The 26,210-nt window shown below is 67.6% G+C and carries 26 protein-coding genes; 12 read left to right on the top strand and 14 right to left on the bottom strand.

Features of this window, described 5'->3' with window-relative positions; all coding sequences use genetic code 11:
* Window positions 1–93 precede the first annotated feature (93 nt).
* Both AC07WJ_RS20055 and AC07WJ_RS20050 read left to right on the top strand, forming a co-directional pair.
* A complete protein-coding gene (locus AC07WJ_RS20055) occupies window positions 94–960 on the top strand; it encodes a pirin family protein (protein WP_494936404.1) in 867 nt (288 codons plus the stop codon).
* A gap of 112 nt (window positions 961–1,072) precedes the next feature.
* Window positions 1,073–1,753 carry an isochorismatase family protein gene (locus AC07WJ_RS20050; protein WP_494936821.1) on the top strand — a complete coding sequence of 227 codons (681 nt, stop codon included), beginning with the start codon at window positions 1,073–1,075 and terminating at the stop codon, window positions 1,751–1,753.
* Window positions 1,754–1,910: 157 nt separating this feature from the next.
* Here AC07WJ_RS20050 and AC07WJ_RS20045 read toward each other — a convergent pair whose 3' ends face one another.
* The 6 genes from AC07WJ_RS20045 to AC07WJ_RS20020 all read right to left on the bottom strand — a co-directional run bounded on the left by AC07WJ_RS20045 (window position 1,911) and on the right by AC07WJ_RS20020 (window position 8,237).
* Entirely contained in the window at window positions 1,911–2,975 is a 1,065-nt protein-coding gene (locus tag AC07WJ_RS20045; protein WP_494936403.1) for a helix-turn-helix domain-containing protein, read from the bottom strand.
* Window positions 2,972–4,291, bottom strand: coding sequence for an amidohydrolase family protein (locus AC07WJ_RS20040; protein WP_494936402.1), 1,320 nt, complete (start codon window positions 4,289–4,291; stop codon window positions 2,972–2,974). The genes AC07WJ_RS20045 and AC07WJ_RS20040 overlap by 4 nt, the downstream gene beginning before the upstream one ends.
* A 41-nt stretch (window positions 4,292–4,332) precedes the next feature.
* Window positions 4,333–5,400, bottom strand: coding sequence for an ABC transporter substrate-binding protein (locus AC07WJ_RS20035; protein ID WP_494936401.1), 1,068 nt, complete (start codon window positions 5,398–5,400; stop codon window positions 4,333–4,335).
* Window positions 5,401–5,459: 59 nt separating this feature from the next.
* Complete coding sequence (locus tag AC07WJ_RS20030; protein WP_494936400.1) at window positions 5,460–5,852, bottom strand: RidA family protein; 393 nt, start codon at window positions 5,850–5,852, stop codon at window positions 5,460–5,462.
* 111 nt (window positions 5,853–5,963) lie between these two features.
* Window positions 5,964–6,896, bottom strand: coding sequence for a hydroxymethylglutaryl-CoA lyase (locus AC07WJ_RS20025; protein WP_494936399.1), 933 nt, complete (start codon window positions 6,894–6,896; stop codon window positions 5,964–5,966).
* Window positions 6,897–7,331: 435 nt separating this feature from the next.
* Window positions 7,332–8,237 (bottom strand): LysR family transcriptional regulator, encoded by a 906-nt coding sequence (locus AC07WJ_RS20020; RefSeq protein ID WP_494936398.1) that lies wholly within the window; start codon window positions 8,235–8,237, stop codon window positions 7,332–7,334.
* A 322-nt stretch (window positions 8,238–8,559) separates the two neighbouring features.
* On the opposite strand from AC07WJ_RS20020, the gene AC07WJ_RS20015 reads away from it, so the two are divergent.
* The 6 genes from AC07WJ_RS20015 to AC07WJ_RS19990 all read left to right on the top strand — a co-directional run bounded on the left by AC07WJ_RS20015 (window position 8,560) and on the right by AC07WJ_RS19990 (window position 13,896).
* Window positions 8,560–9,426: an SMP-30/gluconolactonase/LRE family protein gene (locus tag AC07WJ_RS20015; RefSeq protein ID WP_494936397.1), complete on the top strand. Its 867-nt coding sequence runs from the start codon at window positions 8,560–8,562 to the stop codon at window positions 9,424–9,426.
* Between the two features lie 77 nt (window positions 9,427–9,503).
* Window positions 9,504–10,514, top strand: a complete 1,011-nt coding sequence (locus AC07WJ_RS20010; RefSeq protein ID WP_494936396.1) for a TRAP transporter substrate-binding protein — start codon at window positions 9,504–9,506, stop codon at window positions 10,512–10,514.
* Entirely contained in the window at window positions 10,511–11,092 is a 582-nt protein-coding gene (locus AC07WJ_RS20005; RefSeq protein ID WP_494936395.1) for a TRAP transporter small permease, read from the top strand. The genes AC07WJ_RS20010 and AC07WJ_RS20005 overlap by 4 nt, the downstream gene beginning before the upstream one ends.
* A complete protein-coding gene (locus AC07WJ_RS20000; RefSeq protein WP_494936394.1) occupies window positions 11,076–12,353 on the top strand; it encodes a TRAP transporter large permease in 1,278 nt (425 codons plus the stop codon). The genes AC07WJ_RS20005 and AC07WJ_RS20000 overlap by 17 nt, the downstream gene beginning before the upstream one ends.
* Window positions 12,354–12,364: 11 nt before the next feature.
* Entirely contained in the window at window positions 12,365–13,546 is a 1,182-nt protein-coding gene (locus AC07WJ_RS19995) for a CaiB/BaiF CoA transferase family protein (RefSeq protein WP_494936393.1), read from the top strand.
* A 119-nt stretch (window positions 13,547–13,665) separates the two neighbouring features.
* A complete protein-coding gene (locus tag AC07WJ_RS19990) occupies window positions 13,666–13,896 on the top strand; it encodes a hypothetical protein (protein ID WP_494936392.1) in 231 nt (76 codons plus the stop codon).
* Window positions 13,897–13,995: 99 nt separating this feature from the next.
* On the opposite strand, the gene AC07WJ_RS19985 is transcribed toward AC07WJ_RS19990, so the two are convergent.
* Window positions 13,996–14,355, bottom strand: coding sequence for a hypothetical protein (locus AC07WJ_RS19985; RefSeq protein WP_494936391.1), 360 nt, complete (start codon window positions 14,353–14,355; stop codon window positions 13,996–13,998).
* Window positions 14,356–14,467: 112 nt separating this feature from the next.
* Window positions 14,468–14,728 (bottom strand): hypothetical protein, encoded by a 261-nt coding sequence (locus AC07WJ_RS19980; protein ID WP_494936390.1) that lies wholly within the window; start codon window positions 14,726–14,728, stop codon window positions 14,468–14,470.
* A 260-nt stretch (window positions 14,729–14,988) separates the two neighbouring features.
* Here AC07WJ_RS19980 and AC07WJ_RS19975 point away from each other — a divergent pair, with 260 nt between their 5' ends.
* Window positions 14,989–16,134 carry a helix-turn-helix domain-containing protein gene (locus AC07WJ_RS19975; protein ID WP_494936389.1) on the top strand — a complete coding sequence of 382 codons (1,146 nt, stop codon included), beginning with the start codon at window positions 14,989–14,991 and terminating at the stop codon, window positions 16,132–16,134.
* Window positions 16,135–16,191: 57 nt separating this feature from the next.
* On the opposite strand, the gene AC07WJ_RS19970 is transcribed toward AC07WJ_RS19975, so the two are convergent.
* Both AC07WJ_RS19970 and AC07WJ_RS19965 read right to left on the bottom strand, forming a co-directional pair.
* Window positions 16,192–17,211 (bottom strand): alpha/beta hydrolase, encoded by a 1,020-nt coding sequence (locus tag AC07WJ_RS19970; protein WP_494936388.1) that lies wholly within the window; start codon window positions 17,209–17,211, stop codon window positions 16,192–16,194.
* Window positions 17,212–17,267: 56 nt separating this feature from the next.
* Window positions 17,268–18,008 carry a hypothetical protein gene (locus AC07WJ_RS19965; RefSeq protein WP_494936387.1) on the bottom strand — a complete coding sequence of 247 codons (741 nt, stop codon included), beginning with the start codon at window positions 18,006–18,008 and terminating at the stop codon, window positions 17,268–17,270.
* Window positions 18,009–18,202: 194 nt separating this feature from the next.
* Between AC07WJ_RS19965 and AC07WJ_RS19960 the strand changes: the two genes are divergently transcribed.
* The gene (locus AC07WJ_RS19960) at window positions 18,203–19,105 is read left to right on the top strand and encodes a LysR family transcriptional regulator (RefSeq protein ID WP_494936386.1); all 903 of its coding nucleotides are present in this window, start codon (window positions 18,203–18,205) and stop codon (window positions 19,103–19,105) included.
* Window positions 19,106–19,528: 423 nt separating this feature from the next.
* Entirely contained in the window at window positions 19,529–21,181 is a 1,653-nt protein-coding gene (locus tag AC07WJ_RS19955; RefSeq protein WP_494936385.1) for a thiamine pyrophosphate-binding protein, read from the top strand.
* A gap of 51 nt (window positions 21,182–21,232) precedes the next feature.
* On the opposite strand, the gene AC07WJ_RS19950 is transcribed toward AC07WJ_RS19955, so the two are convergent.
* Complete coding sequence (locus AC07WJ_RS19950) at window positions 21,233–21,946, bottom strand: DUF1428 domain-containing protein (RefSeq protein WP_494936384.1); 714 nt, start codon at window positions 21,944–21,946, stop codon at window positions 21,233–21,235.
* Window positions 21,947–22,095: 149 nt separating this feature from the next.
* Here AC07WJ_RS19950 and AC07WJ_RS19945 point away from each other — a divergent pair, with 149 nt between their 5' ends.
* A complete protein-coding gene (locus AC07WJ_RS19945; RefSeq protein ID WP_494936383.1) occupies window positions 22,096–22,542 on the top strand; it encodes a MarR family winged helix-turn-helix transcriptional regulator in 447 nt (148 codons plus the stop codon).
* A gap of 18 nt (window positions 22,543–22,560) precedes the next feature.
* Here AC07WJ_RS19945 and AC07WJ_RS19940 read toward each other — a convergent pair whose 3' ends face one another.
* The 3 genes from AC07WJ_RS19940 to AC07WJ_RS19930 all read right to left on the bottom strand — a co-directional run bounded on the left by AC07WJ_RS19940 (window position 22,561) and on the right by AC07WJ_RS19930 (window position 26,078).
* Window positions 22,561–23,526 (bottom strand): tripartite tricarboxylate transporter substrate binding protein, encoded by a 966-nt coding sequence (locus AC07WJ_RS19940; protein WP_494936382.1) that lies wholly within the window; start codon window positions 23,524–23,526, stop codon window positions 22,561–22,563.
* A gap of 375 nt (window positions 23,527–23,901) precedes the next feature.
* Window positions 23,902–24,942, bottom strand: coding sequence for an amino acid ABC transporter substrate-binding protein (locus AC07WJ_RS19935; protein ID WP_494936381.1), 1,041 nt, complete (start codon window positions 24,940–24,942; stop codon window positions 23,902–23,904).
* A gap of 23 nt (window positions 24,943–24,965) precedes the next feature.
* On the bottom strand, window positions 24,966–26,078 hold the full coding sequence (locus AC07WJ_RS19930) for an aminotransferase-like domain-containing protein (RefSeq protein ID WP_494936380.1): 1,113 nt from the start codon (window positions 26,076–26,078) through the stop codon (window positions 24,966–24,968).
* Window positions 26,079–26,210 lie beyond the last annotated feature (132 nt).

Below are 26,210 nucleotides of genomic sequence, written 5' to 3'. Positions count from 1 at the left end.
AGCCGAATTTCGCATGCTACAGCGCCGATCGTCCCGAACTTATTGTCTCTTCCAACGCAAGGCCCTCGACGAGGGCGGCCCAGGAGAAACATGATGAGACGGGTTCTAGGCGTCTATAGCGGCACCCGGCCGCATTGGGTCGGCGACGGTTTTCCGGTGCGCTCGATCTTCTCGCATGGCTCGCACGGCCAGCATGTCAGTCCCTTCCTGCTGCTGGACTATGCCGGTCCGCACGACTTCGCCCCGGCCGACCGGCCGCGCGGCGTCGGCGTGCACCCGCATCGCGGTTTCGAGACGGTCACCATCGTTTACCAGGGCGAGGTCGAGCACCGCGACTCCACCGGCAATGGCGGTCTCATCGGCCCCGGCGACGTCCAGTGGATGACCGCGGCCTCCGGCATCCTGCACGAGGAGTTTCATTCCCGCGGCTTCACCGCCAAGGGCGGGACGCTGGAAATGGTCCAGCTCTGGGTCAATCTGCCGGCCAGCGACAAGAACGCCGCGGCGGGCTACCAGACGCTGCTCGATCGCGACATTCCCGCGGTCGATTTGCCCGACGGTGCGGGCACGCTGCGCGTCATTGCCGGCGATTATGGACGCGGCCACGGCCCGGCGCGCACCTTCACGCCGATCAACATCTGGGACCTCAGGCTGAGCAGCGGCGGCACCACATCGCTGGCCCCGCCCGAGGGCCACACGGTCGGCGTGGTGGTACTGCGCGGCGCCATCAGGATCAACGGTACGGATGCGGCGCGCGATGCCCAGTTCGTTCTGCTCGACAGCCAGGGCGGCGCGCTGACGATTGATGCCGAGACCGACGCCTCGGTGCTGATCCTGAGCGGCGAGCCGATCGACGAACCGGTCGTCATGAGCGGGCCCTTCGTCATGAACAGCGCCGAGGAAATCCGCCAGGCCATGACCGACGTCCAGGCCGGCCGCTTCGGCCGGATCGACGCCTGAAGGCATGCCCCGGGGCCGGCGCGACCGGCACCGGGAATTCCGGCCCGCGCGAGGCGCGGGTCTCCACGGGCCGCCGGCCCGGCAAACCTTGAAGGAGAGTGCAATGAACACGATCGCCAATGCCGCCAATTTCAACGGGGCAAAGCCGACCATCGACGTGAACGATGCGGCGATGCTGCTGATCGATCACCAGAGCGGATTGTTCCAGGTCGTCGAGGATATCGACGTGCCGCGCCTGCGCCGCAATGTCGTCGCCCTCGCCAAGGCGGCGACGCTGGCGAAGATCCCGGTCATCACCACGGCCTCGGTGCCGCAGGGACCGAACGGACCGCTCATTCCGGAAATCCACCAGGCGGCGCCTCACGCCAGATACGTGGCGCGTCGCGGCGAGATCAACGCGTTCGACAATCCCGATTTCGTCGCGGCGGTCGAGGCGACCGGCAAGAAGACGCTGATCATCGCCGGCACCATCACCAGCGTCTGCCTGGCCTTTCCGAGCATCAGCGCGGTCGCGGCCGGCTATCGGGTCTTCGCGGTGGTCGATGCGTCGGGCACGGTTTCCAAGATGGCGTCTGATCTGACGATCGCACGGCTGGCCCAGGCCGGCGCCGTGCCGATCGACACCGGTGCGACGCTCTCCGAGCTGCAGGGAACCTGGAACCGGCCGGACGCGGCGCAATGGGCCGAGGTCTATGCCGAGGCCTGGCCGCATTACCGCCTGTTGATCGAAAGCTACACCAAGGCCCAGCAGGTCGCGACCCATCACGAGGAGCTGGACTCGCTCAGGACCTGAGCGGGAGTGATGGGTGTGGCGAAGGTTTACGCGCGTCAATCCTCGCCCGCGTCCGCGCGGGAGAGGGGGGGCCGCGGAGCGGTCGGGCGAGGGTGGCTGCGCCCGCGCGCGCCGTGCAATTCGCGCTGGAAATGATAGGCCGGTCCTCGTCAGACCCTCACCCGCCGGCAGACGCCGGCACTCTCTCCCGCGACGACGCGGGAGAGAGTTCATGCGCGTCGTCCTTTTTGCTCTGGGCGGAGAACTCAGCCCCCACCTTCTTCGCCCTGAATTCCCTTGGCGTCATCCCCGTCTGCTTTTTGAACGCCCTGAGGAAATACTTCTCGTCGTGATAGCCGACCGCGTCGGCGATCCGCCCGACCGGCTCGTCGGTCAGCGCCAGACGTTCGCAGGCGTCCTCGATCCGCATCTCCGCCACCAGGGTCTGGAAGGTCTTGCCGGTATGGGCACGGACCAGCGCGCACAGGCGGCTGCGCGACAGGCGGGTGGCGTCGGCGGCCTGCGCCAGGCTCGTCGGCGTGGCGTAGTTCTCGCCGATGAAATCCGCGATCCGGCGCATATGGTCGCCATCGCGGCCGGGAGCGGGCAGGCTGTCGGCGAGTTCGAGGAAATCCTGCTCGTGATCCTGGCAGATACCGGCCAGAAGCAATGACAGCTCCGCGCGGATCACCGCGTCGGAACAGAGCTTCGGGGCGTCATGCGCGGCCCGGATGGCGACGAGGCTCCGGTCCAGCCGCGCTCGGGCGGCATCGCCGAGGCCGAGCTCGACATGGTTCTGCCAGACGAAGGGATAGAGTTCCGGCGCGATGCGGGCGAGCTCCGCGGCCGGATAGGACGTGGTCAGGTCGGGGCGCAGGAAATCGAGGTCGAAATAGACGACGATACAGCGGGTCGTGCGGTCGAAACGCACCTGGTGCGGCACCATCGGGCCGATGAAATAGATCGAGCCCGGCGCGGGCCGGTCGGTGGTCAGGCCGATCCTGATCGTCGGCGCGGCCGTCCTGAAATAGATGATCTGGAAATAATCATGCTTGTGGACGGGGTAGAAGCCCTGAACATGGTTCGATTCCCGGATGTGGAAGCGCGGCCGGTCGGCCCGCTCGCGGGCATAGGACCGGACGGGAACCGCGGCGCTCCATTGCTGGGCGCGCCGGTCCGGGCTGTAGCGCGGCGCCCTTCCGGCCGTGACGGTCGCTGGCCGAGCGGGATCGGTGCCGGTCATGCCTGGCCCAGGATCCGGCCGCGGGATTCCGCGACCATGGCCTTGGCGCGCGACGTATCGAACCCGCGCAAGGCGCCGCCGCGCATGCGGATCTTGCCGTCGACCATCACCGTGTCGATGTCGCGGGGGCTCGTCTGCAGCAGGAGATGGGCGCAGGCATCGGTTGCGACCGAGCCCCCGAACGGGCCCTTGCGCACCAGCAGGATGTCGGCGCGCTTGCCCGGCGTCAGGCTGCCGATCCGGTCGTCCATGCCGAGCACCCGGGCGGTGGTGATGGTGGCGATGCGGATCAGGTCGCGTGGTTTCAGCAGGGGCATGCCGGGTCCGACCGGCGGCCGCCGGCCGGCGACCGAACCGAACGAGCGCGCCATGGCGCCGTCGATGAAGCCCTGGACGTTATACATCACGCGCAGCTGGCCGATCGGATCGGAGGCGACATGGCAGGGCACGTCGCAGCCGAACACCACGTCGACGCCGCGCTCCATGGCGCGCCGGACCACGTCCGCCGGCGTGCCCTGGACGTCGGCCGAGGGCGTGAAGCAGATCGGCATGCCGACCTTGGCCATCATGTCCAATTCGCCATTGGTCAGGGAATTGCCATGGATCACCATGAGGTCGGGGCCGATCAGCCCGCGTTTGGCGAGCTCCGTCACGGCCTCGGGCTGATGGACATGAATGCAGCTCGGCGCGCCGAGCGCGCGGGCGAAGGCGAGCTGCGCCTCCAGGCCGGGCGCGCCCAGCGACTCGACGCCGAAATTGATGGTGGTCAGGCCGGCGGGATCGTGGAACCGCTCATGGGTAAGCCGGGCATCGGCGAAGCGCTCCTCGGCGCTGGCAAATCCATCCGGCTGGGCGCTCATGAAGGAATAGGAGAAGACGTGGCGGATGCCGGTCTCCTTCAGCGCGCCGATGGAGGCTTCCGCATAGCCGGGGCCGCGCACATTGTGGCAATAGTCGACCACCGTGGTGGTGCCGTAGGACAGCATTTCGAAGCCGCCGAGATAGGCGGCGTTGAAATTGTCGGCTGGCTTGAATTTCGAGCGGAGGGGCAGGAACTGGCTGAAATAGCTGCCCGGCCAGAGATCCGGCACGAAGCCGCGCAGCACCGTCTGCCACAGGCAGTTATGGGCGTCGATGATGCCGGGCAGTGCGATCATGTCGCTGGCATCGATGGTCTCGGCGTCGCCCGCGTCGAGTGAAGCGCCGACCGCCCGGATCGCGCCGCCCTCGACCAGGATATCGGCCTGGGCGAAGTCGCCGAGCGCCTCGTCCATGGTCACCACCTGGGCCCCCTTGATCAGCAGCCGCTCGGTCATTGCATGTCTCCGTTGTCGCGGGCGCGCCGCCGCGTCGCCTGTCAGATGAAGGGGTTGTTCTCGGCCATGCGGCTTCTGGCTTCCTCCAGCACGCCGAGGTCGAAGAGCTGCTCGGGCGAAGCCGGCTTGACCAGCATGTCGGTGCGCTCGTGCCAGAAGCGCTGCTGGTCCAGGATGGCCTGGCGATTCGGCGCGCCGTCGGCCGCCATGGTCGACCAGCGTGGCCGGATCCTGGTCAACAGGTCCTCGGGCAGGCGGGTCTCGGCGGCCAGGATCTTGATGATCTCTGGCTTGTCGGTTTCGGCGGCCTCGTTGAATTCCTTGTAGCCTTGCAGCGTCGCCATGCAGAAGCGCACGGCGGCGGAGCGCCTTTCGCGCAGGAATTTCTCGCTGGCCGCGAAGGTCGAGAGCTGCATGCCCGGCGCGATCTCGTCGCTCCAGGTGACGATCCGGCCGACCCCCTTGGCTTCCGCCGCATAGGCGCCGGGCATGGGGTCGAGCACGATGTCGACGCGGCCGCTCGCCATCAGTTGCAGCGCCGTGCTCGAGTTCATGCCGGTGCGCAGTTCGAGGTCGGAAAATTTCAGGCCGACCCGTTCCAGCGCCTGTGCATGCAGGTAATGCGCGACGCTGCCCATGACAGCGATGCTCAGCACCTTGCCCTTGGCGAGGCGATAGCCGTCGAGATTGGTGAAGCCTGCCGCATGCAGCGCATTGCTGACCAGGATCCCCTGCGAGCCGCGGCCTTGGCTCTCGTGGCCGCGATCCATGAAGATGCGCACCGGCATGCCCTTGGCCACCAGATTGAAAAAGCCGGCATTGCAGGGCGCCGTCGAAATATCGATCTCGCCGGCGGCGAGCGAGGGCATGGCGAGGCCGCCATCGACGAAATTGCGCACTTCGACGTCGAGGCCGAGCTTGCGGTAATAGCCCTTGGCGAGCGGGACGAAGAAGCCGCCCGACGAGATATAGGGCACCGAGCCGCAGACGACCTTGGCCGGCGCCAGGAAGTCCTGGGCGCGGATCTGCCGGGGCGCCGCCAGTATGCCGGCCGAAGCGCTGGCCGCCAGCGCCAGGGCTCGTCGCCGGGTGAACGATATCGCCGTCATGGGCGCTCCTCCTCGGGTCTTGTTTCTTGATTGTCGTGGCGGCATGAGGCGGCGCCGGATCACGTCTCCGGAACGACCGCCACCGCCTGGATCTCGATCATCATGTCGGGATGGGCGAAACCGGCGGCGGTGATCGCCGCACTGGCCGGAAAGTCGCGCTTCAGGATGTCCTTGCGCAGGTCGGTCATCGCCCGGGAATAGCGTGCGTCGATGAGGAAGACGGTCATCGAGACGAGGTCGGCGAGGCCGGCGCCGGCCTGGGCCAGGGTCTTCTCGATATTGCGGAAGGTCTGGCGCGTCTGCGCCTCGAAGTCGCCGGCGAGCGAACGGCCGTCATCGGCCTTCTGGCCGGTATGTCCGGCGAGCCAGACGGTGCGGCCGCCGCGTGTCACCACGGCGGGCGAGAAGGAAAAGTCCTCCTGCCACGTCCCTTTGATATGGTTCTTTTCCATGGATCACATCCGATTAAAGGCGTGATCCATGCTTGCAACCGATTGCATGAATTGCAAGCGCAAATTCGCGAGCGTCTCAATTCACCGCCGCGAGGGCTGCTTGGGCGCCCGTCAGCCGGCCGCGGCAACCCGGTTCGGCGACAGCACCCGGGCGCGCGGCATGGCGCGGGCGTGGCTGCCCGTCGGCGTGTCGGAAAAGCTCGCCGCGAGATCGGCGGCATCGAGCAGCTTGGCGAGGTCGATGCCGGTCGAAACGCCCATGCGGGCGAACAGATAGGCGAGGTCCTCGGTGGCGATATTGCCGGTCGCGCCGGGCGCGAAGGGACAGCCGCCGATGCCCGCCGCCGAACTGTCGAAACAGGCGACGCCGGCCTCGAAGGCGGCGAGTACATTGGCGATGCCGAAGCCCGCGGTGTCGTGGCCGTGGAAGGCCCAACTGGCGGACGTGCCGAATTCGGCGATGCAGCGCCGGGCGACCCGGCCGACATGGCCGGGCAGTGCCATGCCGGTGGTGTCGCTCAGCGCGAATTCGAGGCCGTCGCGCAGGCGGGCGATCTTGTGGATGGTGCGCAGCACCTGCTCTTCGTCCATCACGCCGTCGAACGGGCAGTGGAAGGTGGTCGCCAGGCCGACGCGGATATGCAGGCGCTTGGCCGGGTCGATTTCTTCGAGCGTCAGCCGGAAGTCCTCGATGGAGGCCTCCACCGGCCGGCGGACATTGCTCATATTGTGGGCTTCCGACATGGAGATGACGAAGATCAGCTCGGTGAGACCGGCCGCCACTGCGCGCCGCGCGCCCTTGCTGTTCGGCACCAGCGCCATGGCGCGCAGACCGGACAGCGGGCCGAGGCCGGCAACCACCTCGTCCATGTCGCTCATTTGCGGAATGGCCTTGGGGCTGACGAAGGAGCCGATTTCCATGCGCCGGATGCCGGCGGCGGCGAGGCGCCGGATGAAATCGATCTTGGCGGCGGTCGGCACCAGGCTGCCGATGTTCTGCAGGCCGTCGCGCGGCCCGACTTCGACGATCTCCACCTTGTCCATCGCGTGCTCCCGCTGCCTGCGCGCCGCGTCGAGGCGGCGTCCGTTGTTCCGGCAAGAGACGTAAAGGCATGGGCCGGCCGCGACCATTATCGATTGGGAACGCTGTCCATCGTGGCAGGACAAGGCGGCGGACGGCGAATAGCGAATGGCGAGTGGCGAATGGGGCGGCGAGGGCGGTGCGCCAACCCTCGCCCACGTCTGCGTGGGAGGGGGTGACCTCGGCAGAAGCAATTGCTTCCGCCTGACGGCAGCGGCCGGGTGAGGGTAGTCGCGTTGGTGCGTGACGTGCATTCCGCGCCGAATTGATGGGCCGGCCCTCGTCAGGCCCTCACCGGGTCCTGACGGACCCACCCTCTCACGCGAAGGCGCGGGAGAGGGTTTGCGCGCACCATGCGTTTCGCCTCATCCCCATTCGCCATTCGCCTTCGCCATTCGCTATTCGCTGTTCGCCCGCTGCCGCAAATGTTTCAGCATCAACCTTGCTGACGCGGTCAGCCTCGTCTCGTCGCGCACGCAGATCAGGAGCTTGCGGCGCGCCCAGCCGTCGACCAGCCGGACGCTGCGCACATGCGGGTTGCCGCCATAGATCGCCGCGATCCCCGCCGGCACGATGGTGATGCCGAAACCGACCTCGACCATGCGCACGGCGGCGGTGAAGGTGACCACCTCGATGCGCGGGCTGAGCGCGATGCCTTCGGCGGCCGCCGACCGCTCGATCAGGATCTGCAGCGAGCTGCCGGTTTCCAGGCTGATGAAATCGTCATGGCTGAGTTCCGACAGCCGGACCTCGCTGCGCGCGGCCAGCGGATGGCTCACCGGCAGCAGCACGTCGAGCTGGTCTTCCTTGTAGGCGATGAGCTGCAGGCCGTCGGGAACCTGGGTGTTGTCGGCAAAGATGCCGATATCGGCGATGCCGTCGAGCATCGATTGCAGCACGTTCGGGCTGGTCTCCTCGCGCAAAACGACGCGGATCTCCGGATAGGCCTTGCGGAACGCCGCGAGCTCCTGCGGCAGGTGCTGAACCGCGGCGGACTGGTGCGCGTGAATGCGCACCTGGCCGCGCTCACCCGTGGTGAAGGCGCTGAGGTCGGCGCTCATCTGGTTGACGTTCTCGAACAGCCGGCTGGCATGGGCGGCCAGGGTTTCGCCGGCGGGCGTCGCGGTCATGCCGCGGGCATGCCGGTAGAACAATGGCGCCCCGACCTCGGCTTCCAGGTCCTGGATGCGCTTGCTGATCGCCGAGGGCGCGATGTGCTCTCGTTCCGCCGCCTTGGTGATATTGCCCAGGCGATGCACCGCCAGGAACATGCGCAGCGTGGTGAGGTCGGCTCGCATCACCATCTGACGTCGCTCTCCCGGTTTGTCATTGTCCGGCCGGTCATCCGCCGGCGGCGCGGTGCCGGGCTTCACCGGAGGAGAAAGGTGGCATTCCCATTCGAGACTCCTCGCCCCCGTCACGTCAGCTAGGGTCGACACCAAGGCCGCGTTCGCCGGTCACAAGCACCACAAAGCAGGGCCGGCGGCAAGCCGGACCGATATCGGGATCGAAGCGTCTGGGTGAGGAGAATCGATGTTTTCAATCGATTTGAAGGATATCGAGTTCGTCGGAGACGATCTCGCGCGGGCTGAATGCGTGCTCTCCACCCGGTCAGGCGATTTGTTCATGCCTGACAAGCGTGGCGGTATCAGCATCCTGAGGGCCGATGGCCGGAGCGAGCTGGTGCTCGGGCGCAATGCGCCGGCGGGCTTCATGCCGAACGGCATCGCGCTCTTGCCCGACCGCAGCTTCCTGATTGCCGATCTCGGCCCCGCGGGCGGCGTCTGGCACATGACGCCGGACGGCACCCTGACGCCGAAGCTGATGGAGATCGACGGCCGGCACCTGGAGCCGACCAATTTCGTCGGCATCGACGCCAAGGGCCGGACCTGGGTCAGCGTCTCGACCCGGCTGATCCCGCGCGAGGGCTCGATGCGCAAGGGCCATGCCGACGGCTATATCGTCCTGATCGACGAGCGCGGCGCCCGTGTGGTCGCCGAGGGCATCGGCTTCACCAATGAGGCGATCGTCGATCCGACCGGCCGCTGGCTCTATGTCAACGAGACCATCGCGCGCCGCACCAGCCGCTTCGAGATCCGGCCCGACGGTGCGCTCGGGCCCAAGGAGGTCTTCGCCCAATATGGCGCCGGCACCTTCCCCGACGGCTTCGCCTTCGACGCCGAGGGCGCGGTCTGGATCGTCAGCGTGGTCAGCAACCGGGTGATCCGGGCGACATCAGACGGCCGGCAGGAGCTGATCCTGGAGGATGCCGATCCGGTCGGTCTGGAGGCCGCCGAGACCGCCTTCCAGAACGACACCTATACCCGCGCCCATCTCGATTCCGGCGGCAAGCGCCGGCTCGGCAATCTCTCGGGCATCGCCTTCGGCGGCGACGACCTCAAGACGGTCTATCTCGGCTCGCTGTTCGGCACGCGGCTGGCGCGCTTCCGCTCGCCGATCGCCGGCGCCCCGCCGGTGCAATGGGCTTTCTAGCCCGCCGGCACGCATCCGCATTTTCGTGAAGCAAAAGGGCGACCCGCAGAAGCGGGCGCCGATCAGGGAGACACGACATGGCAGGGACGATGATGCGACGCCGCACATTCCTGGGGACCGCCGCGGCGACGGTCGGTCTGGCCACCCCGCTGCGGGCGCAGACGAAGACGCTGAAGATCGCCACCATCGCGGTGGCCAACAGCCCCTGGCACAAGGCCCTGCTGCGCTTCAAGGAGGTGGTGGAGACCCAGAGTCAGGGCCGCTACGCCGTCAATGTCTATACCGACGGACAGCTCGGCGACATCTCACAGCTCTTGTCCGCCATGCAGCTCGGCACCATCGAGTTTTCCTATTTCGGCCTGTCCTCGATCAGCTATGTGCGCGGCGGCGAGGCGCTGAACGTTCTCTACGTGCCCTACCTGTTCAAGAGCGGCGAATGGGCCGAGAAGATCCTCAACAACGACGATTTCCAGGCCATGTATGCCAAGATCGGCGAGACCGCCGGCGTCCGCGTCTTCGGCGCCTGGGGCCAGCGCTCGCCGCGCGCGATCCAGAGCACCAAGGGCCCGATCATGAAGCCTGAGGATGTCCGCGGCCTGCGCCTGCGCATTCCGCCGATCCCCATGCTGAAGGCCACTTTCGATCGCCTCGGCGCCCAACTGACGCCCATGGGCATGCTGGAGATCTACAGCGCCCTGTCGCGCGGCACGGTGGACGGCCAGGACAACGGCTTCGACCTGTCGATCCCGCCGCGCTTCCACGAGGCGGCGAAGTTCTGGTCGGCGACCGATCACGTGCTCGAACTGGTCGGCTTCTTCGTCTCCGAGCGGTTCTGGCGGACGCTCTCGGCTGCGGATCGCGAGCTGTTCAAGACGGCGTCGCGTGAGGCCGGTGCGGTCACCACCGACCTGACGCGCAAGCTCGATACCGACGGCATCGAGATCCTCAAGGCGGCCGGCGTGAACTATGTGGTGCCCGACCGGGCTGCCTTCCGCGCCGCGGTCGCCGGCGTCGAGACCGAGCTCGAAGGCAAGATGTGGCCGGCCGGCCTGGTCGCCAAGCTGCGCCAGATGCAGGAAACGGCATGAGCGTGGCCGAGGAGATTCCGACGCCACCGGCTGGGCAAGGGCAGGGGCAGCAGGCGGGCCATAGCTTTCTCAGCCTGCCGGTGCGCCTCGTCGTCTGGGCGGCCAGGGCCAGCATCGTCGTGGCGCTGGCCGTGGTCCTGGCCTTCACGGTCGGCCAGGTGGCCGACCGCTACCTGCTGAAGACCCAGTTCGACACCTATGACCAGTTCGCCCGTATCGGCCTGGTCTGGCTGACCTTTCTCGGCATGGCGATCGGCGTGCGCGAGCGGGCCAATATCCGCATCGAGCTGTTGAGCCATTTTCTGCCCGCCGGCGCCCAGCGAGTGCTTTCTCTGGGGCTCGACCTGGTGATCCTGGCGGTCTCGGTGTTCCTGGTGGTCAAGGGCTGGCAATTGCTCGAGATCGGCGCCTTCCAGGCGATCATGGGCACCGCGCTCAGCTACGATATCATGTATGGCGCGCTGCTCGCCGGCATGATCCTGCTCGCCTTTTTCGTAGTCCTGCGCCTTGCCGACGCCCTTGCGGGCGGCCGTCTCGGGGTCGACGCACCGGTGACCGATCATGATGATCATCATTAGCGCCCTGGTCTTTTTCGGCCTGCTGGTCCTCGGGCTGGATGTCGGTTTCGCCATGATCCTGGCGGCGCTCATGGGCATGATGCTCAACGGCGCCATCGACCCGGTGATGGCGCCGCTGACGCTGGTCTCCGGTGTCGACAGCGCCGCGCTGATCACCGTGCCGCTGTTCGTGCTGGCCGGCGAGATCATGAACCGGGGCGGCGTGACGCGCCGGCTGATCACCTGGTCGGCGGCCATGGTCGGCCATTTCCGCGGTTCGCTCTCGCAGGTCGCTCTGACCACCAACCTGGTCATGTCGGGCATTACCGGCTCGGCCGTGGCGGACGCGACCGCCACCGGCAGCCTGCTCATTCCCGACATGAAGAAGGAGGGCTACCGGCCGGGTTACGCCGCCGCTGTGATCGCCGCCGGCGCCATGCTGGGGCCGATGATCCCGCCATCCATTCCCATGATCATCTATGCGATCATGGCCAATCTCTCGATCGGCAAGCTGTTCCTTGCCGGCATCGTGCCGGGGCTGATGCTGTTCGCCGGCTATATGGTGATCTGCGCCATGATCGCGCGCCGCCACGGTTATGCCGCCAAGCCGCGCGCGACCTGGACCGAGCGGGCGCGCGCCACCCGCCTGTCGATCTGGGCGCTGATGGTGCCGGTGCTGATCATCCTGGGCATTCGATCCGGCTTCATTACCGAGACGGAGGCCGCCGGCGTCATTTGCGCCTATGCGCTGGTGGTCGGCATGGTGATCTATCGTGACCTGAAGGTCGGCCAGCTCGGGGCGGTCTTCTATTCGGCCGGCAAAACCTCGGCGGTGATCCTGTTCCTGCTCGCGGCGGCCGGGCCATTCTCCTGGCTGCTCAACGAGTCGCACATCGCCACCCGCATCTCCCAGGGCATTCTCAGCATTTCCTCCGATCCGCTGGTGGTGCTGCTGGTGGTCAACCTGCTCCTGTTCGTCGTCGGCATGATTCTGGAACCGCTGCCGGCGCTGGTCATGTTCGTGCCGACGCTGGTGCCGATCCAGGCCCAGCTCGGCATCGACCCGATCCATTTCGCCACCGTCGTCATCCTCAACCTGATGATCGGCATGCTGCATCCGCCGATTGGCCTCCTGCTGTTCGTCACCAGCGCGGTCGGGCGCGTGCCGCTCTGGCCGATCGCGGTGGCACTGCTGCCGTTCCTCGCCTGGTCGCTGATGGTTCTGGTGCTGATCTCGGTCTTTCCGGGGCTGGTGACTTGGCTCCCCAACCTGACATCGTGAAGCGAGCAGCCATGCCCCTCACCGGACTTCGCATCATCGACCTGACCCGGGTCATCTCCGGGCCGTTCTGCACCATGCTGTTGGCCGATCTCGGCGCCGACGTCATCAAGATCGAACCGCCCGAGGACGGCGATCCGATCCGCACCCAAGGCAGTGGCCGCGACGGCCTGAGCTGGTATTTCGCCGCATTCAACCGCAACAAGCGCTCGGTGACCCTCGACCTGAAGACCGAGGACGGCCGCCTCGCCCTGGAAAAGCTGATCGCCGGCGCTGATGCGCTGATCGACAATTTCCGGCCCGGTGTCTTGGCGCGGCTCGGCTTCGACGCGGACCGCCTGCAGGCGATCCGGCCGGGCCTGGTCACCTGCAGCGTCACCGGTTTCGGACCCGACGGGCCCTATCGTGACCGGCCGGCCTTCGACTTCATCGCGCAGGCGATGAGCGGCTTCATGAGCGTCAACGGCCGGCCCGGCGACCCGCCGCTGCGCACCGGCCTGCCGATCAGCGACCTGGTCAGCGGCATCTATGGCGCGCTCGGCGTCTGCGCCGCGCTGATGCGGCGCGAGCGCACCGGCGAAAGCGACCATGTCGACGTCAGCCTGACCAATTCGATGATCAGCCTGCTCGCCTATGTCGCCTCGCATTATTTCGCCACCGGCGAGGTGCTGCCGCGCACCGGCAACGACCATCCGATCGCCTCGCCTTATGGCCTGTTCCGCACCCGCGACGGCCAGATCGCCATCGCACCGAGCGACAATACCTTTTTCGGCCGGCTGATGGACGCGCTCGATCTCTCGGCGCTGAAGGCCGATGCCGATTTCGCCGACAACCAGCTGCGTGTGCGCCACCGTGCACGGCTGAACGCCCTGGTCGAGGGCAAGCTGGGCGAACAGGATTCCGCGCATTGGATCGCTCTGCTCAACGCCGCGGGGGTTCCCTGCGGCCCGGTCTACGACATGGACGGAGTGTTTTCCGATCCCCAGGTGCTGGCGCAGGACATGGTGCTGGATGTGCCGCATGGCGCCCATGGCTCGGTGCGCATGCTGGGCTTCCCGATCAAGTTCGCCGGCGCACCCTGCACGGTGCGCCGCCCGGCGCCCGGCTTCGGCGAGCACACCGCGGAACTGCTGGGCGAACTCGGCTATTCCGCCGCCGACCAGGCGGCGCTGCGCGCGCGCGGCGTCACGCGTTGAGCCGGCGCCGGGAAGCCATTCGCCCGGCGGCCCTATCGCTCGGGCAGGGTACTTCCCACATCAGGTCAGGCTGAGAGCCGTTCCGCGTTGCCGGGCGGCTGGCTCAACGGTGTCCGATCATGAAAAGCCACATCGACGACCGGCCGGAAGGCGCGGTGCGCAGGCACGTGCTTGCCAATCTGAAGGGAATGGTCTGCTGGTGCGAGGTCGCCGAGCTCGCCGCGGCGGCCGCGGTCAGCCCCGAAGTGGTGCTGTCCTGCCTGGAATTCTACGAAGGCGAATTCGCCCGCCGTCACGGCGACCTCTGGCGTTTCGAGACCGCCTGCCGTCCGGGCGTGACGCTCAATTGAGCGACCGTGCCCGAGCAAACAAAAAACCCGCTCCGGTGGGGAGCGGGTTCCTGTCTGTCGTCATGCCCGCTTCTGCGGTCTGATGGTCCGCCGGCAAGCTCAATCGGTGGCGAAGTTGGTATTGCCGCCCGAGACCGTCAGCGTGACATTGCTGACCTTGCACAGGTCGATGCCGCTCATGTCGGACTTGTCGCCGTCCTCATAGACGACGCGCAGGTCGAACATGCAGGCCTGGGTGCTGCGCGGGAAGGTGATGTTGCGGCGGGTGCCCGAGGGCATCACGCCTTCGCCGAGGATGTCGCGACCCCAGTTGTTGTTGGCCGAGGGGCTGACATAGACCTCGTTGATCTGGTGGCCGGTGCGGTTGATCAGCGAGAAGTTCTGCTGGGCCTGGGCGAAGGCGGCGCCGGTCGAGGCGATCGACAGGACGGCGGCGACGAGAAAGCTGCGACGGATCATGGTTCTTCCGATCTGAGCTGCGGAGCAGGGGCGGTGGCGGTGGCTGCGGATGCGGACGCTGACGTGAGGCGGGCGGCGACAGCGGGTGCCGGCGCCGCCCGTGGGTCGACTGTTACTGGGACAGCGCCTTCTGCATGGCTTCGGCGAGCGGCGCGTTCGGATTGCTCGTGCAATAGGCTTCGATCTTCGCATCCATCGGGTCGGTCGGCGGCAGGGCGGTGCCCGCGCTGCGCAGCGCGGCCTTCATCTCGGCCTGGGCGCGCAGATAAGCCGCGCAGGTATCGGCCTGGGCGAGGGCCGCGGTGGACATGGCGGTGAGCAGGGCAAGCGACAGGATCGTCTTCATGAAGGGCAACCAATTCTGGATGGACAAGGGAGCCGCCGGCGACACCGCGAAGCGCCGCCCGGAGCAGGGCACGGCAGCCGCACTGCGAACGGATGACCGCGCAGCACGGCCGGTACGACCTGCCCCGATGTCGCATGGTCGTTCGGGCCTTGCATTGACGGCATGTCCGGTTTTCTTGACCAGGCATCCCGGATCAACCGCTTGTTGATTTTTGGTCAACCTTTGGTCGACCCTCGGAACGAGGGGGCTGCCATTGCGGGCCGGTGTCGCCGGCAGGCAGGCGCGGCGTGGACAATCCGGTTGTCAGGCGCCGGTCAGGCTTGCTGGTGCATAAAATTATCCGCATAAGTCGCGCGATCGACCCCTTTGTTCCCAAAGGGGTGCCCCGGCGGTGCGGTTCCGCGGAGCAGTCTCAAGCCTTGCCGGTCCAGTCCCTCGTTTTTGCTGCTCAGGATCGCGACGAAGTCGATGGCTTCGGCGCCTATCACGATCTCTATGCCAGCGGTTCTGATGTCGGCCTGACCGGCGGCCCTTTCGCAGCCAAGGTTCGCGCCCATCGCTTCGAGCGGATGATCGTCTTCGATCGCTACAACAGCGGCGTCAGCCATGGCCGCGACGCCGCGCGCGTCAGGCGTGACGGCTTTGACCATATCGCGCTGCAACTGCTGGTCAGCGGCCAACTGGCCGGCGGCCGGCCCGGCGACGAGCGGGCGCTGTCGCCCGGTGAGATCATATTGTTCGACATGACGCAGCCGCAGCGCAGTCGCGCCGACGACGCGCGCCTGATCGCCGTCAGCCTGGCGCGCGAGGTTGTCGAGGCCGCCGCGCCGGTGATGCGGAGCATGCACGGGACCATTCTGCCGCAAGCGAGCGCGGGCCTGCTGGGCGACTTCATGACCTCGCTGGCGCGCCATGGCGATACGCTCAGCGCCGGGACAGCCGCACGGGCCGGCCGGATGGTCGCCGAACTGCTCGCGGCCGCGCTGGGCGAAGGTGGGCTGCGCCCCGCCTCCGCATCTTCGACCGAGCAGCTCACGGTGCTGAAGCGCGAACGCGCCGAAGCCGTCATCGAGGCGCGCCTCGCCGACCCCGCCTTGGATGTCGAGGCTGTCGCCGCGGCACTCGGCGTGTCGCGCAGCGTGCTCTATCGGCTTTTCGAAACATCGGGCGGCGTGGCGCAATATGTCCTGCACCGCCGGCTGGAACGGCTGCGCACGGCGCTCAGGCGCCTCAGCGAGACGCGCTCCATCGCCGCGCTTGCGTATGACCACGGTTTCGCCAGCGAAAGCCATTGCAGCCGTGCCTTCCGGGCCGCCTATGGCCTGCCGCCCGGACAGTATCGCACCGAGATGAACCGGGCCCGGCTGGCCCGCCAGGCCGAGGACGGCAGCGCCCGGGGCCGGCTCGCGAGCTGGCACAGCGAATTGTATTGAGCCGGCTCTTTCGATGGGCCGGACATCGGTTGCTCGGGCCTCCGTGCAGCGGCTGATTCAATGCGATGGGGTTGCGGCCGTTCCGGCCGCCTCGACGAGGAATGCCGTGAGCCTGTCCAGGGCCTGCTGGCCGGCGGCTGCGTCGAGATCGAACTGATACTCGTGGGGCAGAGGCGGGCTGTGGTCGGCGGGGAAGAACAGGGTGTCCACGGCGACGCCCTGCGCCCTGATCGCTTCGGCCATCAGGACCGATTGCGGTGCCAGGGGATCGGCATTGCCGACCGATAGGAAGGTCGGCGGAAATTGCGGCGTCAGGTGCCGGTTGACCGAGAATTCGGCGAAGCGAGGGTGACCGGCTGCATCATCCGTGCCGAGATAGGCCCGGAGCACGGTCCTGACGAACCAGCCGAAACCTCCTTCGGGATTGATCCCACCGGCATCGTAGACTCCGCAGAACAGCACCACGCCCCTGAGCGCTGCACGTTCGATCGCCGGCACGATGCCGATCGTCGCGGCATAGCCGGGGTTGCTGACGACGGCGGCCAGTTGCGCGGCGATCTGGGCTCCGGCCGAATCGCCGGCGAGAACGATCCGTCTCTTGTCGATGGCGAAGCGGCCGGCATTGGCGGCGAGGAAGGCGAGTGCCTCGTTGGCCTGGACGACCGGCGTCGGATAGCGGGCGCCGGGGGCGATCGAATAGCCGATGCCGACGACGGCATGGCCGCGAGCCGCCAAGATGCGGAGATAGCCGGCGGTATCGGCCTTGTTGCCGGCAACGAAGCCGCCGCCGTGGATCCAGACGATCGTCGGCAGCGCCTTGCCGCCCGCGCCGGTATCCGTGGGGAGGAAGATGTCGAGCAGCGCCTCCGGGCTCGCGCCATAACGCAGGTTCCGCAATTCCTTGACCTTGCCCGGAAAATGCCGCTCCAGCGCGCGGTTGCGCGCGGCGGCGTCCACGCCGAAGGCAAGGCGGATCAGCATGACCGAGGGCCACGGGCTAAGCGCGAACGCCGCATAGCCAGCCGCGCCGATCGCGAGCAGAGCGACCAGGCACCAGCGCATCCAAGACTGTCTCATCGCGCAAACCTATACGATGGACGTCGTCGGGCAATCCCGCGCGGCGCAGCACCGGGTTACTCCGGCCGGCTCTCGCTCAGCGGGTCGAACGCCATGCCGTCGCCGACCTGGTCGAGCGTCATGGTGCCGCGCCGGGGCACCGCGCGCCATACCGCCCGCTCGGCGTCGCTCGAGATGGTGCCTGTGGTCAGCTTCATCCGGCCGGTCAGGTAATTGACGGAAACGCCGCGGGTTTCTCCGGAATTCCTGACCACGGTGACGCGGTCGTAACCGATGAGCGCGATGCGGTCGCCGCGGACCTTGAACGTATAGGTGGCGGTGAACATCTCCCAGGATCCAGCCGACATGAATGAGCGCAGCGCCACCTTGAAGCTGCCGCCGGCGACCGTGATGCCGCCGCCATCGAGATAATCGTCGGCCACCGGGTCTTCCGTGCGTGGAATGAGCTGATGGTTCTCCAGCGCCAGCCGGAAGCCCGCGGCCTGTCCGAGGGCCACCGCCAGCATGCGCGGATTGGTGTCGAGCCGTCGCCTGCCGAGCCCCTGGCTGTTGTCGAGAATGTTGCGTGCGTCATCCTGGCGCAACACCAGGACGAGGTCGGCGATGCCGTCGCCGTTGAGGTCGCCGGACTCCTGCGCCTCGAGCCGCCAGCCGGCCGGCACGAAACCTTCGGCGCTTGCCGCGCTGGCGACGAGGCGGGGATAGTCGACCGGCGGAATGACGAGCTCCGCCGCGGCGGCCGGAGGCATGGGGGCGAGGCTGGCGATGACGAGAAGGAGCGTGGTCAGGCGGCGCATGGATGGTGGGATCCCGGGAGGAGCGGCGCCGGAGGTCTGACGGACCGCCGTTTCCGCACCATGCCGCGAGACCGGGCCGGGGTTTCAGGTCTCGCTGCCCTTGTGCCGCCAGGCCGCGCGAGATCTCGATACGGCCTGTTTCCGCCGGCGCGCCGGATCGCCTAGTCTCGCGGTCCCTCGTGCCGGAATCCATGATGCTGACGCTGCGCCAGATCGAAGTCCTGCGGGCCCTGATGATCACCGGCACCGTTGCCGGGGCCGCCAAGCTGCTGAACGTCTCGGCCCCCGGCATCAGCCGCTCGATGAAACATATCGAGGGCACGCTGAAGCTGAAGCTGTTCGAGCGCCGGCACGGCCGCTACACGCCGACGCCCGAGGCCAATGAGCTGTTCGAGCAGATCAACGGTGTCTACAAGAAGGTCGACGACCTGCATTTCACCCTGGCGCGCTTCCATCGCGGCACGGCGATCGAATTGCGTCTCGGCTCGGTGCCGAGCATCTGCCACGTCATGGTGCCGCGCGCCATCGAGAAGCTGAAGCGCCAGCATCCCGATCTCAAGCTGGAGATCACCATTCTCAAGATCGAGGAGGTGATCGACTATCTTCTGCTCGGCAAGGGCGAGATCGCCGCGATGAGCTACCGGCTCGACCATCCCGGCATCGATTTCGTGCCGCTGGCCAATGGCGAACTCTGCTGCATCGTCCCGGAAAACCACGCGCTGGCCGCCCGCAGCAGCATCTCGGCGCGCGAAATGGTCGACTATCCCCTGATCGGCATCGATCCCAACGACCCCTATGGCCGGATCATGAGCGAGATCTTCCAGCGCGAGGGGCTGAGTTACGACATGGAAATCAAGGCCCGCTTCGGCACCACCGTCTGTTCGCTGGTCGCCGCCGGCCTCGGCATCGCCGTGATCGACCAGTTCACCGTGGCGCATCAGTCGATGCGCGGCATCAAGATCCTCGAGATCGAGGAGCCAACCCAGTTCCAGACCTATGTCGCGGTCAAGAACGACCGGGCGCCATCGCTCTACGCCGACAATTTCGTGCGTCTGTTGCGCGAGGAAATGAGCGCGGTGATCCCGAAGCGGGGGTAAAGGGCAGGGTGGCGCGGTTCGTCAATTCCAGCGGAAACGCACGCTATGGGCGGACGAGGCCCTTCACCCGGCGGCTGCCGCCGCCACCCTGTCCAACGAAGGCGTGGGCGAGGGTTTGAAGTGGGCGTATTCTGGAGGCGACCAGTGGTTGCCTCTATTTCGCTGTCGCACCGGCCAATGCCGCCGGAAACCTGGCCTTCGATGCGACGGCAACGACCGGCCGATTGCCGGAAACCGGGTCCTGTGAGCGCACAGCCTATATCGCCGGGAGCGCGGCGCGTGGCGGGCCGCGGCCGGCTCCCCCTGACCGGGCGGCCGCTACCGATACCGGTTCGGCATATCTGAAAGCGGCGGCGATGCCTGGGCCGGAGCGCCGACGCCGCCTATGACCAGAATGGAACCATCACCGTCTGGGAGCCCGCCATGCCGACCGCCGGCGACATCATCGTCGAGAGCCTTGTCGCCCATGGCGTCGACCGCGTCTTCTGCGTTCCCGGCGAAAGCTATCTCGGCCTGCTCGATGCGCTGCATGGGCGTACCGATATCGACACGGTGGTTTGCCGGCACGAGTCCGGGGCGGGCTTCATGGCGCTCGCCGATGCCCGGCTCACCGGCCGCGTCGGTGTCGCCTGCGTCAGCCGCGGCCCCGGCGCCAGCAATGCCGCCATTGCCGTGCATACCGCCGAGCAGGACGGCGTGCCCTTCATCCTGCTGGTCGGCCAGGTCGCCGCCCGCGACGTCAGGCGCACCGCGTTCCAGGAGATCGATTACGGACAGATGTTCGGCGCGATCGCCAAATGGACCGCAGAGGTCACCGATCCCGACCGCATGGCCGAGACCATGCTTCGGGCGATCCAGGCCGCGACGTCGGGCCAGCCGGGGCCGGTGGTCATCGCCGTGCCCGAGGACGTGCTGACTGCCGAGACCCGGTCGGCGCCCGCGCCGCGGCAGGCGGCGGTCAAGGCGGCGCCCGACCCGGAGGATCTCGCCACGCTCCGCCGCTGGCTGGCCGAGGCCCGGCGCCCGCTGGTCATCGCCGGCGCCAATCTCGACCGGCCCGGCGGCCGCGAGGCGCTGCTGGGCTTCGTCGAGCAATGGGAGATCCCGGCCGTCGTCTCGTTCCGCAACCAGGACCTGATCGACAATGGTCACCGGCTCTATGGCGGCGACATGGGGCTGGCCAATCCACCGGCCCAGATGGCCCTGTTGCGCGAGACCGATCTCCTGATCGTGCTGGGCGCACGGCTGACCGACATCACCAGCCAGGGCTATACGTTCCCGGAACCGGTCCGGCCCGGCATGCGGCTCGTCCACATCTATCCCGATCACACGGTCATCGGCACGCATTTCGCCGCCGATCTCGCCATGGCCTGCGACGCGCAGGCGGCGCTCGCAGCCCTCGGAGCGCCGGCGCCGGCGGCCGCCGAGGCGCGTGATCATGGCTGGCTCGCGCGCCTGAAGGCCGAGCAGCGGGCGATCGCCACGCCCCGGCGCCTGACCGTCGATGACGGCGTGCCGTTCGAGGACGTCGTCGCCCTGATCGGCGGCCATTTGCCCGAAAACGCCATCGTCACGCTCGATGCCGGCACCTTCGCGGCCCCCGCCTACCGGATCATTCCGTTCCGGCCGCCGCAGCGTCTGCTCGCGCCGATCTCCGGCGCCATGGGCTTCGGCATACCGGCGGCGGTGGCGGCAGCCCTGCGCGAACCGGCGCGGCCGGTGATCTGCATGGTCGGGGACGGCGGCTTCCTGATGACCGGCGGTGAGCTGGCGGTCGCCATCGAGCGCCGCCTGCCGCTCAAGGTGATCGTCTCGGAGAACCGCATCTACGGCTCGATCCGCATTCACCAGGAGCGCGACTATCCCGGCCGGGTCAGCGGCACCGGTTTTGCCAATCCCGATTTCGAGCTGATCGGCCGGGCCTTCGGTTTCAACGTCACGCGCATTCGCACGACCGATGAACTGGCCGGGCTGCCGGCCATCCTGGCGCGCCCTGGTCCCGAATTCGTCGTGGTCGATACCAGCGTGAAAGCCATCTTGCCGAAGCCGGCCTTGGCGCGCCGGGCGGCGGAGTGACGGCCGGCCGCGGCAAAAACGCCGCGACAGGCCAGGTTCATACTATCCGGTTCAGGCGTCCACGATCGGCGCGAAGCCGCCATGGATCATACGCTTGGTGTCGTAGGGCACGGATTCCGGGTGCATGCGCGGATCGGCGAACACCTTCTTCCAGCCGGCATCGCGGACGTCCTTCGACGGCCATTCGATCCAGGAATAGACGACCGTCTCGTCGCCCGTCGCCTTCACGGCGCCCTTGAAGTCGGTGACCTTGCCGTCGGGCACGTCGTCGCCCCAGGCATCGACGATGCGGGTCGCGCCATGGTCCCGGATCACCTCCGCCTGGCGGGCGGCCAGCTCACGATAGGCGCCCTTGGCGCCGGCCGGCACCGGCACCAGCGCGCCGTCGACATAGCCCGGCCTGGTTTCGCCACCGACGTCGCTGATCGGGGCAAACCCGCCAAAGATCATCCGTTGGCCGTCGAACGGCATGGCCGCGCCCATTTCCTTCATGCGCGGATCGCTCATGATCTTCACATTGGCCGCATCGCGGGTCGCCTTGTCGGGATATTCGACCCAGGAGAACACGACGACCTCGTCGGCTTTGGCCTTCACCGCCCCCTTGAAGTCGGTGATCTTGCCGTCGGGCACGTCGTCGCCCCAGGCCTCGACCATGCGGGTGGCGCCGAATTCCTTGAACAATGGCGCCGCCTCGGCGGCATGTTTGCGATAGGCCTCCTTGTTGGCGGCGGGCACTGCCGCGACGAATCCTTCGACATAGGCCATTGTTTTCGTCCTGCTTTGTCGTGATGCCGGTCGGGTTGTTCCGGCGGATCGGGCTCTCCGGACGCGGCGCACTGCGCCTCGAACGTCCGACTGCCGCCACATGGGCGGCAGGTCTTGACAAGATGGGTTGATATCAACGTAATTAGACCATGTCAAACACCGCGACCCTTCCCTTCGAGACGACGCTGCATGTGCGCGATCATTGCCTGTGCCTGGCGGCGCAGCGGGCGGCCCGCGTGCTCGCACGCCGCTTCGACGAGGCGCTGCGCCCCGTCGGCCTGACGAACGGCCAGTTTTCTCTGCTGATGTCGCTCAATCGTCCTGAGCCGCCGTCGATCGGTTCGGTCGCAGCGCTCCTGGCGATGGACCGCACGACGTTGACCGCCAATCTCAAGCCGCTCGAGCGGCGTGGTCTCGTCGAGACGGAGGTTGATCCGGCCGACCGGCGCGGCCGGCTGCTGACACTGAAGGAGGCGGGCAGGCGGCTGCTGCTGTCGGCGCTGCCGATCTGGCAGCGCACCCATGAGGAGGTCGACCGGCTGCTTGGGCAAGCCGATGCGGGGTTGCTGCGCGCCGGTCTCAGTGCCCTGGCGTGACGCGGCCGCCGGCCGCGTTCAGTTCTGCAGCGCGATGCCCGAGGCCTTGATGATGGCGGTCCAGCGCTCGGTCTCCCGCGCGATGAAGGCGGCGGTCGAAGCGGGCGTGGAATCGGCGACCGGGATGATGTCGAGCTGTTCCAGCCGGCCGATGATCGCCTGGTCGCTGACCGCGGCATTGGCGGCCCGGTTCACCTGCGCGACCAGGTCGGGCGACGTGCCCTTGGGCGCCAGGATGGCATTCCAGGTCGAAGCCTCGTAGTCGGGCATGCCGGCTTCCGCGAAAGTCGGAACGTCGGGCAGCGAGGGCGAGCGTCTCGCCGAGGTCACTGCCAGCGCCCGGATCGCGCCGGCCTTGATCTGCTGGGCCGAGGTCGAGATCGGGTCGATGATGAACTGGACATGGCCGGCGATGAGGTCGTTCATCGCGGGTGCCGCCCCACGATAGGGCACATGGACGACGTCGAGGCCGGCCTGGTGCTTCAACAGTTCAACCGCCATGTGCAGCACCGAGCCGACGCCGGCCGAGCCGTAATGCACCTTGCCGGGATTGGCCCGGACATGGGCGAGGAAGTCCTTCAGCGTGGTCGCCGGAACCGAGGGGTTGACCGACAGGACCAGCGGCGCGGTGGCGACATGGGCGACCGGCACGAAATCGGCCGTCGAGTCATAGGGCAGGCGGCTGTTGAGCCCGGGATTGACCGCATGTGAGACGGTGGTGAACAAGAGCGTGGTGCCGTCGGCATCGGCGCGCGCCACCGAATTGGTGCCTGTGATGACGCCGGCGCCCGGCCGGTTCTCGATGATCACCGCCCGTCCGAGCCGGGTGCCCATGGCCTCGCCGACGATCCGGGCGACCAGGTCGGTGCTGCCGCCGGCGGCGAAAGGCACGACCAGCTTGATCGGCTGGCCGCCGGGCTGAGCCCGGGCCGCGGCCGCGCCGGTCAGGAGCGCGGCGGCGACGAAACCTCGTCTGTCGAGCATGGCGTATCGTCCCGGTTGATTTTCTTGGCGCCTTCATCGCGGCGTCGGCACTGTCGGGGCGATGGCGCGCCGGGAGAACGATGCCGGCGCATCTAGCAGATATACCGGCGTGGCATATGAGCGACGGTCGACCAGCCCGTTTGTCTCGCCGATGACCCGCATCGGGCCTGGGCCCGACGTGGCCTCGTCGTGATCGGTCCGGTCGAATTCAGCATGATCATGCCGCGGTCGGCCACGAGATGCTGTTCATCCGTGCCGTCTCGCACCGCGCGCTATTTCTCGAAACACGGGCGGGTCGCCCGGAAGGGCAGCCCGTCCGAGGTGTTCGACAGCCCGCAAAGCGACCGGTTGAAGAGCTTCATCGCGCGGCGCGGCTTACTGGAAGGGCGGCGTGAACAAGACACCGCCGCGCGTCCACAGCGCATTGCGGCCGCGCTCCAGCCCGAGCGAGGACCCCTTGCCGAGCGTGCGCTCATAGCTTTCGGCGTAATTGCCGACCTGCCTGATGGCGTTGAACATCCAGTCGTTGGACAGGCCGAGCATGGCGCCGAAGCCGCCGTCGGCGCCGAGCAGGCGGCGGATTTCGGCATTCTTCGAATTGGCCCGCATGGCCTCGGCATTGGCCGCGGTGACGCCGAGATATTCCGCCGCGATCTGGCCGTTCAGCACCCAGCGGACGATGGCCTGCCAGCGCTCGTCGCCCCAGCGGGTCACCGGTCCCTGCGGGTCGTTGGAAATGGTCTCGGTCATGATGGTGTGTTCGGCCGGGTTCTTCAGCTTGACGCGCTGGCCGGCCAGGATGGCGAGGCCGGCGGTATAGCCGTCGCAGCGGCCGGCGTCATAGGCGGCGATGGCATCGTCGTTCTTCTGGAAATTGACCAGCGAGACCTTGATATTGTGCTCGCGGAAATAATCGGCGGCGGTCCTTTCGTCGCTCGATCCGGCGGCGACGCAGATCGAGGAATTCTCCAGGTCAGCCGGCTTCCTGGCGCCCGAGGCGGTGCGCACGATGAAGCTCTGGCCCTCGTAGAAATTGATGCCCTGGAAGGCCACGCCGAGCGTCGCATTGCGCGAGAAGGTGATGGTGGTGACGCGTGCCAGCACGTCGATCTGGCCGGATTGCAGCACCGGCCAGCGCTGCTGCGGCGACGTCGGGGTGAAACGCACCTTTGTGGCGTCGCCGAGGACCGCGGCGGCCAGCGCCCGGCAATAGTCGACATCGAGGCCGGTCCACTCGCCCTTGTCATTGGCGAAGGAGAAGCCGGGAATGCCGAGATGCACGCCGCATTCGAGATGGCCGCGGGCGCGGATGGCGTCGAGCGTCGGGCTGGGCGCCAGTTGCTGGGCGGACGCCGGGCCGGCGAGGCCGGCCAGAAGCAGGCCGGCAAGCATTGTCGATGAAAAGCGAGATGTCACGGGCGATCTCCTCGGGGGTGTTGTTATTGGTTGCGGCCGGCGGTGCCGAGGCGGGCAAGCACCTCTGCCAGGATGCCCACGCCGCGGTGGGCTGTTGCCTCGTCCATCGAGCCGAAAGGCAGGCGCAGGAAGGGTGTCGCCGGCCGCTCGATGAAGAAGCCCGAACCGTCGGCGAGATCGACGCCGGCGCGCCCGGCCTCGGCCAGCAGGAGATCGGCATCGACCGGTTCCGACAGCGTCAGGCCGACGAAGAAGCCGCCCTCGGGCCGCAGGAAGCGCTGGCCGGGCAGGAAGCTGTCGAGAGCCGCCAGCATCGACCTCAGGCGCGGCCCGTAGAGCCGCTTGAGGCCGGCGACCTGGGGTTCCAGATGGCCGCGATGCAGCCATTCGGCGGCCAGCGACAGCGCGAAATTGCCCGGCGTGACATAGGTCTGTTCGGCAAGCTTGGCGACCCGCGCGACGATGGCCGCGGGCGCGATCAGATAGGCCGCGCGCAGGCCCGGCGAGATCAGCTTGGAGAACGAGTTGAGCTGGATGGTGACGTCGGGCGCGAGCTCCAAGAAGGAGGGCTCGGCCGCGCCTTCGTAACGCAGCAGCCGGTAGGGGCTGTCCTCGATGATGGTGAAGCCGTGGGTGCGGGCGAGCGCGACCACGGCGTGCCGCTTCTCTGCCGGATAGACGGCGCCCGACGGGTTCTGAAAGTCCGGCACGCAATAGAACAGCGCCGGGGGCCCGGCGCAGCCCGTCTCGATCGCCGCGATATCCGGCCCGTCGGCGCCGACCGGCACCGGGATGACGCGCGCGCCATGGGATCGCAGCAGATGCAGCACGCGGTCATAGCAGGGCGCTTCCACCAGGACCGGCTGGCCGGGCTCGAGCAGGCCGTGCTCCCGCCAGCTCCGGCAGAGAAGGTCGAACAGGGCGACCGAGCCATTGCCGACCATGACCCCGGCGGTGTCGACACCGTGGTGACCGGCGACCCATTCGCGCAGGCGCAGGGGACCCGACGCGGGCCCGTACTGGAACGCGGCGGGGTCGTTGGAACGGCTCAGCGCCTGCGCGCAGAGCGCGATCTGGTCGCGCGGAAAGGCAGCCTCGGCCGGCACGCCGCGGGCGAAATTGATGCGAGCGGACATGGAACTCCCGGAGCCGCCCGCCGGAACGCGGCAGCTGTTGTCGTCATGGTGGATCGAAGGAGCCCGAGGCCGCGGGCCGTGTCGGGGCTGGGCCGCGTGGACCGCGAGGACGACGGGCTGCGTCGCTGTATC

This window comes from Phreatobacter sp. GW821-FHT04C01, assembly GCF_059420385.1.
This window is presented reverse-complemented; position numbering and strand designations above follow the sequence as displayed.

Coding starts and splice junctions, on each gene's coding strand:
- AC07WJ_RS20055 (WP_494936404.1), top strand. CDS start 94: ATGAGACGGGTTCTAGGCGTCTATAGCGGCACCCGGCCGCATTGGGTC.
- AC07WJ_RS20045 (WP_494936403.1), bottom strand. CDS start 2,975: ATGACCGGCACCGATCCCGCTCGGCCAGCGACCGTCACGGCCGGAAGG.
- AC07WJ_RS20040 (WP_494936402.1), bottom strand. CDS start 4,291: ATGACCGAGCGGCTGCTGATCAAGGGGGCCCAGGTGGTGACCATGGAC.
- AC07WJ_RS20035 (WP_494936401.1), bottom strand. CDS start 5,400: ATGACGGCGATATCGTTCACCCGGCGACGAGCCCTGGCGCTGGCGGCC.
- AC07WJ_RS20030 (WP_494936400.1), bottom strand. CDS start 5,852: ATGGAAAAGAACCATATCAAAGGGACGTGGCAGGAGGACTTTTCCTTC.
- AC07WJ_RS20025 (WP_494936399.1), bottom strand. CDS start 6,896: ATGGACAAGGTGGAGATCGTCGAAGTCGGGCCGCGCGACGGCCTGCAG.
- AC07WJ_RS20020 (WP_494936398.1), bottom strand. CDS start 8,237: ATGGTGATGCGAGCCGACCTCACCACGCTGCGCATGTTCCTGGCGGTG.
- AC07WJ_RS20015 (WP_494936397.1), top strand. CDS start 8,560: ATGCCTGACAAGCGTGGCGGTATCAGCATCCTGAGGGCCGATGGCCGG.
- AC07WJ_RS20010 (WP_494936396.1), top strand. CDS start 9,504: ATGGCAGGGACGATGATGCGACGCCGCACATTCCTGGGGACCGCCGCG.
- AC07WJ_RS20005 (WP_494936395.1), top strand. CDS start 10,511: ATGAGCGTGGCCGAGGAGATTCCGACGCCACCGGCTGGGCAAGGGCAG.
- AC07WJ_RS20000 (WP_494936394.1), top strand. CDS start 11,076: ATGATGATCATCATTAGCGCCCTGGTCTTTTTCGGCCTGCTGGTCCTC.
- AC07WJ_RS19995 (WP_494936393.1), top strand. CDS start 12,365: ATGCCCCTCACCGGACTTCGCATCATCGACCTGACCCGGGTCATCTCC.
- AC07WJ_RS19990 (WP_494936392.1), top strand. CDS start 13,666: ATGAAAAGCCACATCGACGACCGGCCGGAAGGCGCGGTGCGCAGGCAC.
- AC07WJ_RS19985 (WP_494936391.1), bottom strand. CDS start 14,355: ATGATCCGTCGCAGCTTTCTCGTCGCCGCCGTCCTGTCGATCGCCTCG.
- AC07WJ_RS19970 (WP_494936388.1), bottom strand. CDS start 17,211: ATGAGACAGTCTTGGATGCGCTGGTGCCTGGTCGCTCTGCTCGCGATC.
- AC07WJ_RS19965 (WP_494936387.1), bottom strand. CDS start 18,008: ATGCGCCGCCTGACCACGCTCCTTCTCGTCATCGCCAGCCTCGCCCCC.
- AC07WJ_RS19960 (WP_494936386.1), top strand. CDS start 18,203: ATGCTGACGCTGCGCCAGATCGAAGTCCTGCGGGCCCTGATGATCACC.
- AC07WJ_RS19955 (WP_494936385.1), top strand. CDS start 19,529: ATGCCGACCGCCGGCGACATCATCGTCGAGAGCCTTGTCGCCCATGGC.
- AC07WJ_RS19950 (WP_494936384.1), bottom strand. CDS start 21,946: ATGGCCTATGTCGAAGGATTCGTCGCGGCAGTGCCCGCCGCCAACAAG.
- AC07WJ_RS19945 (WP_494936383.1), top strand. CDS start 22,096: ATGTCAAACACCGCGACCCTTCCCTTCGAGACGACGCTGCATGTGCGC.
- AC07WJ_RS19940 (WP_494936382.1), bottom strand. CDS start 23,526: ATGCTCGACAGACGAGGTTTCGTCGCCGCCGCGCTCCTGACCGGCGCG.
- AC07WJ_RS19930 (WP_494936380.1), bottom strand. CDS start 26,078: ATGTCCGCTCGCATCAATTTCGCCCGCGGCGTGCCGGCCGAGGCTGCC.